Raw genomic sequence first — 16,439 nt, forward strand, 5'->3', positions numbered from 1 at the left:
CTAATTAACTCTTCTTAGTTTAATTGAACCTTATACCTATTTGTTCCATAAAATATTTCATATAGGTTATTTTTTCATATTTAACTCTTGTTTCTGTTACCATTCCTAGGGTTAAATTAACCTTTTCACCTTTTTTATCTGAAAGGTAGGTCTTTTCTGGTGCTACTTTCACCTTAAAGAAGACATTTCCTTTTTGATTATCTATAGTGGCATCTTCATCTATACTTGATACCTTACCTTTTACAGTTCCATATTCAGCTTGATTTAGGCCACCAACCACAAGGGATACTTCATCATTTACATGAATTCTTGGCCTTTCATTAGATGGGATTAGTGCTTCTACTATTAATTTTTCTTCATTATTGGTCATAGTTCCTATTAAGTTTCCTACTTGAAGTACCATTCCCTTTGTTATTGGTGTATTCAAATGCATTTTTCCACTTTTAGGTGCTACAATATTAAATTCTTCTGTCGCCTTATCTAAAGAGCCTTTTTGAGCTTCTAATTTGCTCTTTTCAAAATTCAATTGTTGCTTTTCATTTGTGAACTGTATAATTCCATCATAACGTGCTCCATCATCTTTTATCTTTTGTACCTTTTTATATTCATTTATCTGATCTTCTGTAGCTGATTGAGTTCTCAATGCCTCTTCATCTACCACAAATTCTTTTCTCTTTGTATATATGTTAGCTAATTTATTATAAAATTCTACTTCATCTGAATCACTTTTACTAAAGCTGTTTTTACCATTTGTAGCATCTCTTTCTGCTCTAGTAATTAATTCTATTCTTCTATTTATCACATCTATTTGAGAATCAACTTGTCCCAATTGCAATTTTGACTCCACAGGCTTTAAGCTTATTAAAGTATCACCCTCGTTAACTTCCTTACCTTCTTCTATAAAGACTTCACTTATCTCGCCTGATACCTTTGCCATGATGTTTGACTTGTTTTCTGTGGTAACTAACCCTTGACCTTTTACTACATAGGTTTTTACTGATTTAGTAGACCAAAACAAAAAGGCTGTCAATAATATCAAAATTATTCCTACTATATACACCATAAACCTAGGTGGACTTTTATCATATAACAGTTTACTATCTGTTATTTCATTTAAGTTATATATCCTCAAGTGCCTCTCCCCCATTTTGTACTTCCATGAATACATCAGCTACTATTTGATTTTCCTTATTGTCAACAAAAACAGTGTAACTATCACCTACTAATTTAATGTCATTTTCAAAGGCATGTAACGTTAACTTCGAATATGCAAACTGAAGGTTTTCTTCCTTTTCTGTAAATCTTGCAAATAGACAGTTTGTTATCCTTATTTGTGTTTCTTGCTCATAAGGTCTTTCTACATTGTGTATAGGACTTTTAAGTTGCACCATAAGCCTAGCTATTATCTTAGGTTGTCCATTTTCATCAGTTATTAATGACGAGTAATTTATCATTGGTCCAACTACTGCATTCCCCTTTGACTTTACATAACTATCCATCATATAAGTAACCTTATTCATATCAATAAGTTCATTTTGATTTAACTCCCTTATAAGAACATTATTTAACTTAAGGGTTTTGTTTTCTTTTACTATTATTTTATTATTTGTACTCATACTCTTCCCCTTCTTCAATCGTTTTCAAATTTGTTTCTATATCCTTAATCTTATTTTGTTTACTTTCTATAATATTTGTGTCGGTAGTAGCTTTACTATCCACTTCACCGACTTGGCTAATATATAATCTATAATAATGACCTTTCTTTTCAAGTAGGGTTTCATGATTACCTTGTTCAACCACCCTTCCTTTATCAAGAACATATATTATGTCACAATTCCTTATGGTCGAAAGTCTATGAGCTATTATTAACATTGTTTTATTCTTAGATTTTATAAAAAGTGTATTGTAAATTTTAGCTTCACTTATAAAATCTAGATTGCTTGTTGCTTCATCAAGTATTAAGAAGCTTGTATCCTTTATTAAAGCTCTAGCTAAAGCTAATCTTTGTCTTTCTCCTCCTGAAAGCCCTCCACCTGCTTCTTCTAAAAAGGTATTATACTTTCCTGGTAACTTTTCTATAAATGAGCTACATCCCGCATCTTCACAGGCACCCCTTATTTTTTCATAACTAATATCTTCTTTCCCTAGTATCACATTATCTTTAATACTTCCTGAAAATAGTTCTACATCTTGAGGTACATAAGCTATTGATTTTCTTAATGAATAAATATCTAATTCATCTATGTTATATCCACAGATATTAATCTTTCCCTCCTCAGCCTCAAAAGATCTAAGTAAAAGTTTTGATATAGTAGTTTTACCACTTCCTGATTCACCAACTAAGGCAACCTTTTTTCCTTTTGGAATAGTAATATTTAGATCCTTAATCACAGGTTGTCTACTTCCATATCTAAAGGTTATATTTTGAAGAGTTATATCTCCATCTATATCCTCAATTTTTATCTTTTCTTCATCCTGCCTTTGTTCTTCTTCAACCTCATATATTTCAGAAATTCTTTTAAGAGAGATACTAGCTTCTTGAATACTTAGTTGTAGCCCTATAAGTCTACCTATAGGCCCCATAAAGTAAGCTGATAGAGATGTAAATGCCATTAAGCTTCCTAAAGTTATCTTTCCATCAATAACCATTGTTGCACCCATAAACATAAGTACCAAGTTACCTATATTAGATACTACTGATGAAATAGATCCTTGTATATTTGATAAGACTCCTTCTTGAAATGCAATCTTAAGATTCCTTATGTATTCGCTTTCTAGTTTTTCCATAGTCTTTTCTTCAGCTGCATGAAATTTTATTGTATCTATTCCTTTTAAGCTTTCTATTATAGTACTATTAAGACTCGCATGTGCTTCCATCTGCTTTAAGTTTATCTTTTTATAAGGCCCCTTAAATATAAATATAAGTGCAGCACTTACCACTGTAAGCATTAAAACAATTAAGAAAAGTGTTTTATTCATCATGCAAAGTATTATTGCTGACACCATAGCTAGAACGATATCAATTATTAGTGACAAAGTTACAGAGGTTAAAATATTTTTTATGGTAAAAGCATCACTAAATCTAGTTAATATATCTCCAACTTTTCTTGTAGCAAAAAATTTGGTAGGTAATCTATAAACGTGTTTAAAATATCCTAGTAATAATGGAATATCTATTTTTTGTGATAAATAAAGTAACATATGTTGTCTTATAGCAGTTATTATAATTTGAGTTATTCCTATAACCATAAATCCTATACTAAAAATAGCAAGTTGATTTTTTAAACCATAGGGTAAAATCTCATCCATTAAAATTTTATTAAAGAAAGATGAAGCAATTCCTAATACAGTAAGTACCAAAGAGGTTATAATGCTGTATATAAAAAGCTTTTTCTGAGGAAGTAATATCTTTATAAATTTTGATAGGGTACTTTCCTTCTTATCTTTATCTGTACTAAACTCATTGCTTGGTATAATTAAAAGAAGAACTCCATCAAAACTTTTTAAAAAGTCATCTATTGATTGCTTTTCTTTTCCCCTTGCAGGATCTAATATAATAATACTATCTTTCCTTACTTTATGTATCACCACAAAATGGCTAAGACCTTCATCAGTTATTAAGTGAGCAATAGCTGGTAGCGTGTACTTGCTACGAAGTCCCCCTTTATCAACCCTAATAGCTTTGGTATCAAATCCAAGTCTTCTTGCCCCATCTTCCAAGCCTTTAAGTGTTGTACCCTTGATATCCGTGCCTAAAATATCCCTAAGTTTAGTTATTGTAACTTCTTTTTTGTAATACATACTTATAGTGGCTAGACATGCCGCTGCACAGTCTGTACTATCATATTGCTTAACTAAATAGTTTTTATAACCCACCTTCTAATCTCCCTCTGTTGTATATATTCTTAACTTTACAATCACATTTCAAATACAAATCTTCCTGATATTTAATATTTAAATTCACTGGACTTTTAAGTTATTATCAATAATACCCCTCCACTAAGTGTCCTTATCGAAGAAAATATTACTGAGTTTATCAAGCATAACGCCTGTCTTTGTAAAAAGAATATCATCTATCCTAATATGTGTATATAGCCTTTAAGTATACAACATAATAATTGTATTATTCGTCATTATCATATGATAATATATCATTCAATGTAATTTTTATGTTGTTCAACTAAGTCTTATTGACAACTAATGATTTACTTGTTAATTTTACGTAAAAACTTTCTTTGTTAAGGAAGTGATTGCATGACATTATCCGAAAAATTTAGTATGATACTATCTAATTACATAAAAAAGCTGTCCCTAATAAGACAGAAGAAGACTTAGAAATTATAAGGTATGGCTTAGAAGTGTTATTTATGAATATTACAAAACCTCCTATTATTTTAGCGATATTATATGTCCAATTACATACAAAATAATGAAAAAGAGGTATAACAATTATGAATATTACACAAAAGTTATCTAAAATTTTAGCAATAAAAATAAGTGATATAGCTATTAATATAGCTTATACATCTATCCAAGCTTCTATAGCCTATGCTTTAGAAGAACCTAAAATGCCAAAATTACTATTAAAAAAGATAAGTAATCTTATCTAGCTTTTATATACAAATCTTGAATAAAGATGTCTTTTTCAACTGATGTTTTTAGTAAAACATTAGGATATCTTTTATCTATAATTTCTTTTACATTATTTAAACCTATTCCACGATTTTTTCCCTTTGTGGAATAGCTCTCTTTATATATACTACTTATATTTATACTTTTTGTATAAGAATTAGCAATGGTTATATTTAAATATTCATCTTGAATAAGAACTATAGATATAAATTTCTCTTTGCTATCTTTTGCAGCTTCATGAGCATTATCTATAAGTATACCTACAATTCTACATAGATCTATTATATCTATATGAAAAGTATCTATTGTATCTAACAGAAGTTTAGCACTTGAAAAGTTTTTAGGGCGATAGCCCGTTGATTTATAATGATTTGTATCAAATTAAGAAAATCGTTATTAATTCCGATTTTTGCTGGAATTTATAAGGGAAAAACTTGCATAATAAAAGCATCCTTTTTATAATAGTTTTAACTAGAAACTTAAAATAAAAGGATGCTGATAAAATGAACACAAATTATTTAAAACAAATGCTCACCTATATTAATAAGGTATATCATATAGGCAAAAAAATCAATACCTTAAAGGATAAAAGAATAAAATTTTCTGCAAAAGTTTCAACAATCTCCTTTGTGGTATTATTTGGGTTTATACTTCAAATAAGAAGTTTCAATAGATTAGAACACTTACTTGAAAAAAATAAATTTAAAAAGTTGCTACCTAAGAAAACTAAAGTGCCACGTATTGATACCGTTAGGCGCTCATTAAGCGACTTTGACTTAGAAGGTTTAAATAATATGCACAATCAAATAATAAAAACTGCGGTAAAAAATAAAGTCTTTAGAGCTAGTACTATGGATGGTTTAAAGGTAGTGGCAATAGATGGTGTAGAATTATTTGAAAGCACCAAAAAGTGTTGTGATAAATGTCTTAGCCGAGTTCACAATGGTGGAGTTACTCATTATTTTCACAGGTCAGTAGTATGTTCAACTGTAGGCTCTGATCCGCACCTTATTTTAGGACAGGAAATGCTTGAACCTAAAACAGATGGATCAAATAAGGATGAAGGTGAAACTACCGGAGGGAAACGCCTAATCAATAGGCTATATAAAGAATTTCATCATTTTGCAGATATCATAGTCGCTGACGCTCTATATTGTAAATCCACTTGGATTAAAGAAGTGCTATCAATTGGAATGAATGCAGTAGTACGAGTTAAAGATGAAAGACTTCATATTGTCAAAGATGCATTAGCTTTATTCAAGTGCAGGGAGCCAAATAAAAAGTGGGTTGTGAATAGAAAAAGTAACAACTATATAAAAATAAAAGCCTGGGATGAAGATAATTTTGAAATGTCTAATTCAGAGATAAAAGTAAGATTTATAAAGTTTATAGAAGAAGTACATAAAAAAGATAAAGTAGAAATCAAAGAATCATGGATTATAACTACAGACAAATTTACTTCAGTAGAAACTTTGTGGAAGATAATGCATAAAAGATGGGATATTGAAAATAATGCGTTTCATCAGTTAAAAACGGAGTGGCATTTAGATCATTGCTTTCTTCATAGCCCTACAGGTGTAGAAACAGTGCTTATGTTTATAGTAATAGCCTTTAACTTAATGCAATTATATTTTTTTCGGTGCATTAGAGGGTTTAGAAGAAAAAGGATGTTGCAAATAAATATAATTGAGGATTTAAGGGATGAGATGCTATTAGTACAAGATTGGATAAATCCTATCTTCGATACTACTTAACTAGTTTAATAATTGTAAATTAATTTTGAAGATACTTTGGGGAGGGGGAATTTATAGGCATTTTGCGACCTATCTTTGTGTTGTGTTTCCATATATCTTAATGAATGTAATAGGTGACAATTACAGTAAGAGTAAAATTTTCACTGGGATTTTAATGCGAAATCTCTGTGTATCTAAAACTTCTATTGACAAATTTATATTATCGGGATTGTATTTTACTATTTTAGAAGTTAACAATCCTTTTAGTCCAGCGTCTTTAATTTTTTTTAGTTTAATTATTTCATTATTTTCATATTCAGAAATTAAATCTTTTTTAAAATACTTTTTTAATTCTTCAATGTTATTGTCATCTAAATATCCTTTCATCATAAAAATGATATTATTATAATCATGTTTAAACTTAGTCACATCATCTACTAAATTTTCTATAATGTTAGTATACGTTTTTAATTCTATAAATTCTTGTTATTTTATTTTTAATATATAATTTTTGTGAAAAAAGGTTAAGTTTAAAATTAAACAAACAACAGAACTTAAAATCACAATAAAAACTGCGTCATTATTAAAAAACTTATACGCTATAAAATAAATAGCAAGAAATATAATCATTAAATTTGTTATAAATATAGTATTCATCATAAAATTATTAATTTTAAATTTAGAAAATAAGAACCCAGTAAATATTTCTTTTAAATTAATAATAAAAGCAGCATTGAAAAGCATTGCAATGTTAAAAAATATAAATATTATATTATTTGCATATAAATTTTTAAAATTAAGCCTTAATATATTGATGAAAATTTGTGCTGTTAAAGATTCAGAAAATACCATTATTAAAGTTATAAAAAATGTAGTTTGAATCAAAGATAAGATGTTTAGTTCAAGAAGTAATGTTAAAATAATCATAAGAAATATAGTGGTAATTATAATTTTATAGTCATTTAAATAATTAAACTTAAGTAAATAATAATATACTATAGAGCTACTTAGTATTATTATGAAATTATTTATATTGATGGTAAATTTATATCTTTTAAATTTATAAGCAATATATAATTGAACATAAAACGTAATAAATAAAAGACCTATATTTATTATCCCCAAGCCTTTTTCACCTCTTTTAATCCTGTTCTAGAAATAGATAACCTTCCTCCTGTCACAATATCAATATGAGTATCATTTAAATTTTTACATACACTTTTTATATATCTTTTATTTACTATACTTGTTTTATGAACTTGAATAAAATTATTGTCTAGTAAATTCATTAATTCTTTTAACGTGCTATAAAATTCAACAGTAGTATTGATACTATAAAGAACTACTTTACGGCTATTTTTTATAGTCTCAATATAAATAATGTCTTGAAGCAGTATATTAAACATTTCAGAACCTACTTTAACTACTAACCTTTTTTCATCTTTATCATTATTCTTATTTAGTATTTGAGTAGCAATTAAAAGACTTTCCTTTAACTCACTTTCAAGGTATAAGCTTTTATCTATCAATGTTACCACCCGGAGTTTGTATTGAAATACTTTAAGACTTGCCTCAATGTGGTTAGTAACAAAAATCATCTCCCCTGTATACTTATCTAATTTCCTAATTTCTCTTCCTAATTTCAATCCATTTCTTTCTTCATTTAAGTTAATATCTAGTATATATATGTTTTTTCCAACACAATTTTTAATATATGAAATAACATCAGTAGGGCTATTAAAAGTTAATACATTAAACTCTTTAAAACTCATTTCTTCTTCGTAAGTTTTGATAACTATATTTTTTATCATATTCACTGTTTTTTCGCAATCATCACATATAAGTATATTAATCATTATTTAATCCCCTTGTATTAAATTTTTGTCATGTTGTAATTAGATTATTAGCTTTAATTCTTCCATTAAAAGTTTATAACTAAGTGTAAACCATTAAATGGCATAGGAATATTATAACATATATCCATAGACTTAGGGTATATATACCAGAATTTAATATTAACTGTCAGTAAATATATCTATAAAAATATAACACTAAAAGTCCACAGCTTAACTATTTAATTAGCCTTTGCTGTGGACTCTTTTATCCGTTGGTTATCATACGTAACATATTTTTCAACTTCTTATCTTGTTTAGTATCTTATGCCGCTCCAATAAATATTTTCTTTAACTATGGTTTTTTCATCAAACTCTACATCTTTAAGTGCCCACTTTTTATATTCCTTAAATCCAGTTCTATCCACTATATATCCTATGTGTTCTTTTCCGCCTGGGGCAGTCCTATCTATATATTCATTAACATAATCATAGGTATTTAGTATGATTTTTAATATACTTTCTTCATCAGCCCAGATTAAAAAATCCTCTGCAAGTCTTGGATTTTTCTTTCCTGATCTGCCCATAATGGCTAGTCTATAATATTTCTTTTCACTTCTTGTCCATGCGTTAGTTGGGCATTTTCCTACGCACTCTCCACAGCCTATACACTTCTCATCATCACGAACTACCTTAAAATTTTCAAAGCGTAAGGCTCCTGTTGCTCTTTGTTTGCAGTTTTTAACACAGGCTCCACAGCTGATGCATCTATAAGCATCATATTGAGGTTCAGTCATTCCTATTATTCCAAAATCATGCATTCTAACCTTTAAGCAATCATTTGCACATCCTGTTAATGCCACTTTAAAGTGAAGATCATCTGGAAATATTGCCTTTTCTATTCTTTTTGCAAAAGCTGAGGTGTTATAGTTACCAAAGGGACAGACTTTATTTCCTATACAGGCACAAATATTTCTTGTTCCTGCTGAAGTATATCCTTTTCCTTTTATATTAGGATTACTTCCTTCTACTTCCTGATTTATTTCAAGTCCTTCTATAATTGGTTGAAGCTTAGTATTTATCTCATCCATGTCTTCCATGCTTATACCAGGTATTTCGAATCCTTGTCTAGTAGTTAAATGAACTGTCCCGTTACCGTACATTTCTGCTATTTCTTGAATAAGTCCTAGATATCTAGCATTTAGATGTCCACCTGGAACTCTTATTCTTGAAGCTGTAAGACCTCTTTCTTTAGTCACTCTAAAAGCATTCTTTTTAAGGGCTTTAGTATTTATATCCATAGGTGTATCCTCCTAATCTATTAAAGTTTTACCCTTTGTGTAGTTAAACACCGGGCCATCTATACATATATAAGTGTCGTCAATTTTGCAATGTCCACATTTCCCAAGTCCACAGCACATCTTTCTTTCCTGTGAGATCCAAATATTTTCTTCCTTTATGCCAAGCTTTAAAAATTCAAGAACAGTGAATTTCATCATCATTGGTGGTCCAACCACTATAACTTGTACATTATCTATGTCTTTAATCTTTAGCTCTGATACATATTTAGTCACAAGACCTACATTTCCAAGGTAACCTTCCTTTGGATTATCCACAGTAATTATTAAATCCATGTTTTCCTTCCAAATCTTAATATCTTCTTTAAACAATATGTCCATTGGGGATTTAAACCCAGCTATTAATGTGAATTTATCCGCATACTTAGGACTCTTTGAAAAGTAATCTACAATTCCTTTAACCGGTGAAAGACCTGTACCTCCAGCTACTACTATAACTTCTTTTCCTATATAGTTTTCTACATCAAATCCATTACCATAAGGTCCTCTTATAAATAGCTTTTGACCCACATAATAACTAAATATTTCTTCTGTAACTACTCCAACTCTTCTTATGGTAAGCTCAATCCATCCATCCCCAATGCCACTTACAGAAATAGGTGCCTCCCCATACTTTGGAAGGGATACTTCAAAAAACTGTCCTGGTTTTACCACTCCTTTAAAGCTCATTTTAAACGAATATTCTATATCTGTATGTTTTTTTATATCTAATATTTCTGATGCAAATGGCATGTATACATTACTCATTTATTTCACCTCATCCATTCCAGCTTCTAGCTTATTTATACAATTTGAAAAGGATATATATTCAGGACAAATATCGTCACATCTTCCACAACCTACACACATATGTTGTCCCCATCTTTTCTTATAATCATGAACCTTATGAAGTACCTTAAATCTCATTCTTTGTCCTTTATCTAATCTAAAACTATGTCCACCTGCCATATCTGTATATCCATCTACCTGACAAGAGGCCCAAATACGTCTTCTTTCCCCTACGTTCTTATTATCCTTATAAAATATATCTTGCATAGTAAAGCATGTACAGGTAGGACAGACAAAGTTACATCTACCACAGGCTATACATCTTGCAGAGTACTCCTTCCACATAGATGAATTCATAACCTTTAGATCAAGGTTTTCTGGTATATTCACCTTAACATCATTTTCTTCTACAAAGTCTATTTCTATATTAGTTTCTTCTTTTCTTATATCTTCAATATATTTTCCTAGCTGTTCATCCCCTGTTTCAAATAAAACCATATTATCTTCTACTTTAATATAAGCATCATATTCATCAGTTTTATTAGTACCCATACTTACACAAAAACAATTTTCAAAGCTTTTCTTGCAGCCTATAAGTATGAATTTAGCCTTTTCTCTAAGTCTTTTGTAATAAGGATCTTCAGCTCCATTTTTTAAATATATATTGTCTATTCTCTTTAAAGAATTGATATCACAACTTCTTAGAAATATTATCATACCTTTTTCTTCCGCTTTAGGTTCTATCCACTCATCCTCATTAAAATAAAATAAAGTTTCAGTTATAGGTATTAAGATTTCCTTATATGAAAAATTAGACTTTTTATCAAACTCTATTTCATCTATGTTTTTAATTTCACTATATTTTATCGAATCTGTATCGGAAAATGTCCCTTTCCCTTTTAAAACCTTCGGTGCAAAAATCTTATATTCTTTTGAAATTTCTTGTAGAACCTTATCAAAATCTTCTTTATTAATTTTATATCCCATAACAATCACCTCTTACTATTTTTTTGATATTAAATAATATGGTAGAGCTAAAAATATTGCTCCTCCAATAAAGTTTCCAAGTGTAACAAATCCTAGGTTATAAATAAACCCACTAAAGGTTACTGCCGCTCCGTGAGGTATTAATAATCCAATGCTAAGAAGCGTCATATTAGCTACGGAATGTTCAAATCCTGCTGTTATGAATACAAAAAGACACCAAAATATCATTATTAACTTCCCTGTTTCTTCTTTCATCCTAAAAGTACACCATACCGCAAGACATACCAATATATTACACAAAACTCCTCTAATTATTAATTCATGTGGACCTTGTGACATCTTACTTATAGACGCTGATTCTATAAAGCTTCCTACAGGTCCTGTAGCAAGTCCCGCTGCATAAAAAAGGTATGCTCCAATGACTCCGCCTAAAAGATTACCAAAAAAGCTAGCTACCCAAACCTTAATAGCTTCCCCTAGGGTAACAGTTTTTTTTAGAACTCCTATGGTCATAACAAAATTATTCCCCGTAAACAATTCTGCACCAGCAAATATAACTAGACTAAGTGCTACTCCAAAAGATGCACCCATAACGATCTTAGTAGCAGGTGAGTTTACTGCACTTAAAGAAGCTCCTATTGTAAAAATTAGCATTACTCCAAAACCAATATAAAGGCCTGCAAGTGTTGCAGATAAAATGTATCCAATTCCATTTTTCTTTAATAAATCTGATTTACTTTCTGCTGCCTCGGATACCTTGTTAATTTCTTCACTAAACATAATATAATATGTCCTCCTTATTTATATTACTTATATCTTTATTTTACCTATAAAATAGCAAAAAGACTGTGATATTAATCACAGTCCTTTAAAGAACCTAGCAAGTTTATCTTTATCTTTAACAATAATCTTTCTATTATTTAGCCTAATTAAATCCTTCTCTTCTAGAAGTTTTAATGACCTTGAAATGGTTTCTCTTTGACTACCTAGCATATCTGCGAGATAGGTTATACTAATGTTTAAATCTATTTCTATTCCTTCTTCAACCTTTATACCGTAATCTTTAGAAAGCTTCCAAAGTTTAGAAGCTATTTTCTTTTCTATCTTTTTATTTGGATTTGTATTATTAAGCTGTCTATATAGCCTTCTAACCTTAATTGAAAGTGAGTTTAAGACTACCTTCGTAAGATTAAAATCCTCTTCCATACATCGAAGGAAGTTATTCTTATTTAAAAGCAAAAGCTCCCCCTCTTCAAAGGCTTCACAATTTATAGATGCAGGAAGGTCGTCTAGTATAACATCATTTAATATTTTGTCTCTTCCTAATATATATATAACTCGCCTTTTTGCATCTTCTCCTATTTTATAAATAGAAAACTTTCCTCTTATAACTATATATATTGTATTGACCTTTTCCTTATCACTAAAGACAACATTGCCCTTTTTATAAGTCTTTTTTATTCCAAAGGAGCAAAGTTTATGCAATGTATCATCCTTTAATTCATTAAATAAATCTAATTCCCTTAACTGTTCTATATTTAAAGCTTTCATAAAATCTTTCCTTTACTAAGCAGTTGCTTTATCTTCCATGCTTAATTCATCAGTTTCTTCTTCAATGGCTGCATTTTTATCTTTTCCATAATTTTTGAATACTATGGAACCTAAAATTCCTGCTACAGTTCCCCCAACAATTGCAAATACAATGGCTAATATTACTTTCATTGGATCATTAAATCCAAAAGGTGCTAAAAGCCCTGGTATTGGAGATGCTGTTCCCGGTGCATTATTTATTATTTTAAAATATGCTGCTGCAAGTCCTGCGAGTCCCCCACCTAAAAAATTTGAACAGTATATGGGTATTGGATGTTTCGTTATGATATGAGCTTGTGTTAAAGGTTCTAACATAACAGCTATTACATTGCTTTTATTTCCAAGCTTTAGCTTTTTAAACATAATACCGTTAGTGAAAGAACCCCCAACACAGGCTATTGAAGCTATACCCATAGCTAAACCTTGAAGTCCTATCATTGCAGTGAGTGCCATTGAACTAAGTGGAGACGTACAAGTTATCTTCATTATTCCACCAAGTAAAAATCCCATTACATATGGAGATTGTTGCGCTGCTGTTGATATCATTTCCCCTATGCTAATCAATGTTGAGTTTACTACTGGGTCTACGCCTAAAGCTATAACTCTTGCTAAAGGTGCTATTGCAAGAGCCCCAACTATGGTGTCTAACCCTTCCGGAAGCTTTTTCTCTATAATTGGTGCTACAAGTCCTACTATATATCCAGCCACAAATCCTGGAAGTATTCCGTATCCTCCAAGCGCCACCCCTGCCGCTACTGCATATATAGGATTAACCCCCATTGCTATTGGAACTAATATAGCTGCTGCAACTCCGCCCATAGAGCCTGATGATTCTCCTACCTGTCTTAAAAAACTTAAGTTTAAAAAATCACCACTTATATACTTATGTATTGCCTCTACAAGAAAAGTTGCTACTGCTGCATTTGCAAGTCCCGACATTGCTTTATTTCCTTTTGGGGCCTTAAAACTAAAAATTGAAAATAAAGCTAGTGTAAATAGCAACAGTCCTATACCTATTATTATGTCCATCATAATGCTCACTCCTTCAAATTTTTTAATCAAAATAATTCAAATTCATTAATTATTCTGATTGTAACGCTTTACCTTCATAAGGTTTCAAGGAGCTTCAAATTAGTAATTATAACATGCTATACAAAATTCTTATAGGTGCTATTTGTTAATATAATAACGAATTCCTTGCAAAAACTTCTTTAAGTTAACTTTACCTCTTTCTTTCCCCTTACCTCTTATGAAGTCCATTTCTCTTTTTATTTCATCAAAACTAAAAAGAGATGTGGAGAATTCTGTAAAGGTATCATTCATATAATCTTCTATTCCAAGGCTAGCTAGATTTGTCATAGCTCTAAATGCAGTCCTTCTTATTCTTTGCTCTGTAGATTTAGGCTTAGAAGATATCTTTTTAAAAAAGTCATTTAAAGTTGTTCTATCCAAAACGCCATCATGCTTTATAATGTATGTTAAAGCTCTTATTATATCCTCTTCTCCCCCTTCGCTTAATATTCCTATTTGCTTCATAATACCTTTAATACTATCTTCAACATTTGACATAAATTCTTCATTTTCGTCAAAATTATCTTTGTCATCTAACTTAGCTTCACCTATTTTTAAATTATCAACTTCAAATAAGGTTTGTATCTTATTTAACTTTTCTCTCATAATTATATCATTTATCACTCTAGATAAAACAGCTTTAACTTCCATAGCATTTATAGGTTTATTTATAAAAAATTCTATACCACTTTCATAAGCTTTTTCTATCATATCTTTTGATGTTACTTGAGATATCATAATGAACTTTATATTATTATATTTACTTCGTATTTCATTAATTACTTCTATACCATCCTTATCTGGCATTAATAAATCAACTATAATAATTTTAGGTTTATCTTTATCTATTAATTTAAAAATATTAGTACTATCTAAATCCTTATTTTCTATTACCTCACCTATTTTTTCATGTTCGATTATCATAGTTAATATGTTATGTATATTAAAATCATCATCTATTATAAGTATTTTCAAAAAATCACTCCTCTATTTCAGATTGTGGGATTAAAATAATAAATTCCGTCCCTTGATCCTCTATAGAAGTAAACTTAACTATCCCATTTAACTTCACTTCTATTATATCTTTTACGATACTAAGTCCAAGCCCCCTATTGATACTTCCAGTTTCAAAGTTTATCCTAGTAGAAAATCCTGGGCTAAATATGTGTTCAGTATCTTTTTTTGAAATTCCCCGTCCATTATCTCTAATCTTAAAAGCATGGTATTTTTCTTCTTTCCCTTGAACTATGTAATGAATTAAATCTATATTTCCATTATACACTTTTAGTAACTCATCTGAATCTATTGATATTCTTTGTTCTATTGAGTCTATAGCATTATTTATAATGTTTCTAAATACAGAAATTAAATAATAATGCTTCATTGTATTGAAGTTTTGTCCCTTTTCTATATGTAAATTTATATTCTTATCTTTAAGTAAATGCTCCATAATTTCACCTATAAGGTCTAAAACATCATAAAACTCCATAACCTTTTCATCAACCTTATCATCAGTTATTTCTATAACACCCCTTGATATAAGCGCTATTTGCTTTTTTATTTCATGTATATCTTTAGCTATTTCTACTGCTTCACTCTCCCATTTTGGATACTTTTTAAAGGACTTTATCTCATTATAAAATTTATATGATTTACTCATAACTATTTCAACATTATCCATAGTCTTTTCCATTAAATACACTTCACTTTTCATCCTTGAACTAGCCATGACAAGGTTCATATATCTAGTTTTATGTTCTCTTTTTAAAAGTTTTATACTATATCTATTCATAAGATTTAATATAATCCATATGAAAAAAGATCTTAATATTGCAACTATACCTAGACCTATGTATATTTTTATACTAACTACCTCTCTTAAAAGATAAGTCCTCACCGTCATCTCTAAAATATTAGCAAAAAGGTCACATATTATGGTGTAAAAGAAAAGTTTATTCACCGTCTTTATCCTTTTATTAAATATTAAATAAAATATAACATAGCCTGTATAAAATATAGTCTCTGGAAAGTAATTGATTAATCCTTCACCAAAATAATGAAGTATTCCACCAGACTGTAGAAAATATATAAATGCTCTTAATATACAGACAAAGCCACCACAAAACATCCCTGTCTTTAACTTATCTTCTATATCCTCTTCATAAAAAATTATTATTAGTATTACAATACCAAAAGATACATTAAAGTTTTCTACCAATATCCCCATATAAACTTGTGAAAATAGCGCTGCAATAGCTGCCATGAATATAACATTTTCTTTTAGCTTAAAACCTTCATCCATAAAATCAATCCTTTTATATGTATTATATAAATATTTCGACATTTTTTTCTGAAAACCTTTTATATTTACAAGGTTTTGTTATATAAATAACAATGTTAATCATGATTATATTTTATAAGTATAAAAAAGGCATGTATTTAAATATAAAATCTAAATACATGCTTTT

At 29.5% G+C, this 16,439-nt stretch carries 17 protein-coding genes; 2 read left to right on the plus strand and 15 right to left on the minus strand.

Features of this window, described 5'->3' with window-relative positions:
• Positions 1-19: 19 nt before the first annotated feature.
• From DY168_RS11890 to DY168_RS11900, 3 genes are read right to left on the minus strand one after another with little or no spacing between them, the layout of a single operon-like run.
• Complete coding sequence (locus tag DY168_RS11890) at positions 20-1,132, minus strand: HlyD family secretion protein (RefSeq protein WP_115641936.1); 1,113 nt, start codon at positions 1,130-1,132, stop codon at positions 20-22.
• Positions 1,119-1,616, minus strand: a complete 498-nt coding sequence (locus tag DY168_RS11895) for a hypothetical protein (protein ID WP_115641937.1) — start codon at positions 1,614-1,616, stop codon at positions 1,119-1,121. Before DY168_RS11895 ends, DY168_RS11890 begins: the two co-directional genes overlap by 14 nt.
• Positions 1,603-3,876 (minus strand): peptidase domain-containing ABC transporter, encoded by a 2,274-nt coding sequence (locus tag DY168_RS11900; protein ID WP_115641938.1) that lies wholly within the window; start codon positions 3,874-3,876, stop codon positions 1,603-1,605. The genes DY168_RS11895 and DY168_RS11900 overlap by 14 nt, the downstream gene beginning before the upstream one ends.
• A gap of 575 nt (positions 3,877-4,451) precedes the next feature.
• Here DY168_RS11900 and DY168_RS11905 point away from each other — a divergent pair.
• Complete coding sequence (locus DY168_RS11905; RefSeq protein ID WP_115641939.1) at positions 4,452-4,610, plus strand: cyclic lactone autoinducer peptide; 159 nt, start codon at positions 4,452-4,454, stop codon at positions 4,608-4,610.
• Here the strand turns inward: DY168_RS11905 and DY168_RS15295 are convergent.
• Positions 4,603-4,950 carry a GHKL domain-containing protein gene (locus DY168_RS15295; protein WP_115642489.1) on the minus strand — a complete coding sequence of 116 codons (348 nt, stop codon included), beginning with the start codon at positions 4,948-4,950 and terminating at the stop codon, positions 4,603-4,605. The two genes, DY168_RS11905 and DY168_RS15295, sit on opposite strands and share 8 nt — an antisense overlap.
• 185 nt (positions 4,951-5,135) lie before the next feature.
• On the opposite strand from DY168_RS15295, the gene DY168_RS15105 reads away from it, so the two are divergent.
• The gene (locus DY168_RS15105) at positions 5,136-6,386 is read left to right on the plus strand and encodes a transposase (RefSeq protein WP_115641940.1); all 1,251 of its coding nucleotides are present in this window, start codon (positions 5,136-5,138) and stop codon (positions 6,384-6,386) included.
• 120 nt (positions 6,387-6,506) lie between these two features.
• On the opposite strand, the gene DY168_RS11920 is transcribed toward DY168_RS15105, so the two are convergent.
• The 11 genes from DY168_RS11920 to DY168_RS11970 all read right to left on the minus strand — a co-directional run bounded on the left by DY168_RS11920 (position 6,507) and on the right by DY168_RS11970 (position 16,273).
• Positions 6,507-6,794, minus strand: a complete 288-nt coding sequence (locus tag DY168_RS11920) for a hypothetical protein (RefSeq protein ID WP_115641941.1) — start codon at positions 6,792-6,794, stop codon at positions 6,507-6,509.
• A gap of 57 nt (positions 6,795-6,851) precedes the next feature.
• Positions 6,852-7,490, minus strand: coding sequence for a hypothetical protein (locus DY168_RS11925; protein ID WP_115641942.1), 639 nt, complete (start codon positions 7,488-7,490; stop codon positions 6,852-6,854).
• Entirely contained in the window at positions 7,481-8,221 is a 741-nt protein-coding gene (locus DY168_RS11930) for a LytR/AlgR family response regulator transcription factor (protein ID WP_115641943.1), read from the minus strand. The genes DY168_RS11925 and DY168_RS11930 overlap by 10 nt, the downstream gene beginning before the upstream one ends.
• A 293-nt stretch (positions 8,222-8,514) precedes the next feature.
• The gene (asrC, locus tag DY168_RS11935) at positions 8,515-9,498 is read right to left on the minus strand and encodes a sulfite reductase subunit C (RefSeq protein WP_115641944.1); all 984 of its coding nucleotides are present in this window, start codon (positions 9,496-9,498) and stop codon (positions 8,515-8,517) included.
• A 12-nt stretch (positions 9,499-9,510) separates the two neighbouring features.
• Positions 9,511-10,302, minus strand: coding sequence for an anaerobic sulfite reductase subunit AsrB (asrB, locus tag DY168_RS11940; RefSeq protein WP_115641945.1), 792 nt, complete (start codon positions 10,300-10,302; stop codon positions 9,511-9,513).
• On the minus strand, positions 10,303-11,310 hold the full coding sequence (gene asrA, locus DY168_RS11945; RefSeq protein WP_115641946.1) for an anaerobic sulfite reductase subunit AsrA: 1,008 nt from the start codon (positions 11,308-11,310) through the stop codon (positions 10,303-10,305). It lies immediately after the preceding gene.
• Between the two features lie 15 nt (positions 11,311-11,325).
• Positions 11,326-12,090: a formate/nitrite transporter family protein gene (locus DY168_RS11950; RefSeq protein WP_115641947.1), complete on the minus strand. Its 765-nt coding sequence runs from the start codon at positions 12,088-12,090 to the stop codon at positions 11,326-11,328.
• A 78-nt stretch (positions 12,091-12,168) separates the two neighbouring features.
• Complete coding sequence (locus DY168_RS11955) at positions 12,169-12,861, minus strand: Crp/Fnr family transcriptional regulator (RefSeq protein ID WP_115641948.1); 693 nt, start codon at positions 12,859-12,861, stop codon at positions 12,169-12,171.
• Between the two features lie 15 nt (positions 12,862-12,876).
• Positions 12,877-13,929: a PTS sugar transporter subunit IIC gene (locus DY168_RS11960; RefSeq protein WP_115642490.1), complete on the minus strand. Its 1,053-nt coding sequence runs from the start codon at positions 13,927-13,929 to the stop codon at positions 12,877-12,879.
• 141 nt (positions 13,930-14,070) lie between these two features.
• Positions 14,071-14,946 carry a DNA-binding domain-containing protein gene (locus tag DY168_RS11965; protein ID WP_115641949.1) on the minus strand — a complete coding sequence of 292 codons (876 nt, stop codon included), beginning with the start codon at positions 14,944-14,946 and terminating at the stop codon, positions 14,071-14,073.
• 4 nt (positions 14,947-14,950) lie between these two features.
• Entirely contained in the window at positions 14,951-16,273 is a 1,323-nt protein-coding gene (locus DY168_RS11970) for an ATP-binding protein (RefSeq protein ID WP_172556347.1), read from the minus strand.
• Positions 16,274-16,439 lie beyond the last annotated feature (166 nt).

The organism is Clostridium putrefaciens (assembly GCF_900461105.1).
Taxonomy (GTDB): domain Bacteria; phylum Bacillota; class Clostridia; order Clostridiales; family Clostridiaceae; genus Clostridium_L; species Clostridium_L putrefaciens.

Excerpts from the sequence above, each read along its gene's own strand:
- DY168_RS11970 (WP_172556347.1), bottom strand. The coding sequence starts at position 16,273 with ATGGATGAAGGTTTTAAGCTAAAAGAAAATGTTATATTCATGGCAGCT.
- asrA (WP_115641946.1), bottom strand. The coding sequence starts at position 11,310 with ATGGGATATAAAATTAATAAAGAAGATTTTGATAAGGTTCTACAAGAA.
- DY168_RS11905 (WP_115641939.1), top strand. The coding sequence starts at position 4,452 with ATGAATATTACACAAAAGTTATCTAAAATTTTAGCAATAAAAATAAGT.
- DY168_RS11960 (WP_115642490.1), bottom strand. The coding sequence starts at position 13,929 with ATGGACATAATAATAGGTATAGGACTGTTGCTATTTACACTAGCTTTA.
- DY168_RS11895 (WP_115641937.1), bottom strand. The coding sequence starts at position 1,616 with ATGAGTACAAATAATAAAATAATAGTAAAAGAAAACAAAACCCTTAAG.
- DY168_RS11950 (WP_115641947.1), bottom strand. The coding sequence starts at position 12,090 with ATGTTTAGTGAAGAAATTAACAAGGTATCCGAGGCAGCAGAAAGTAAA.
- asrC (WP_115641944.1), bottom strand. The coding sequence starts at position 9,498 with ATGGATATAAATACTAAAGCCCTTAAAAAGAATGCTTTTAGAGTGACT.
- DY168_RS11955 (WP_115641948.1), bottom strand. The coding sequence starts at position 12,861 with ATGAAAGCTTTAAATATAGAACAGTTAAGGGAATTAGATTTATTTAAT.
- asrB (WP_115641945.1), bottom strand. The coding sequence starts at position 10,302 with ATGAGTAATGTATACATGCCATTTGCATCAGAAATATTAGATATAAAA.
- DY168_RS15105 (WP_115641940.1), top strand. The coding sequence starts at position 5,136 with ATGAACACAAATTATTTAAAACAAATGCTCACCTATATTAATAAGGTA.
- DY168_RS11930 (WP_115641943.1), bottom strand. The coding sequence starts at position 8,221 with ATGATTAATATACTTATATGTGATGATTGCGAAAAAACAGTGAATATG.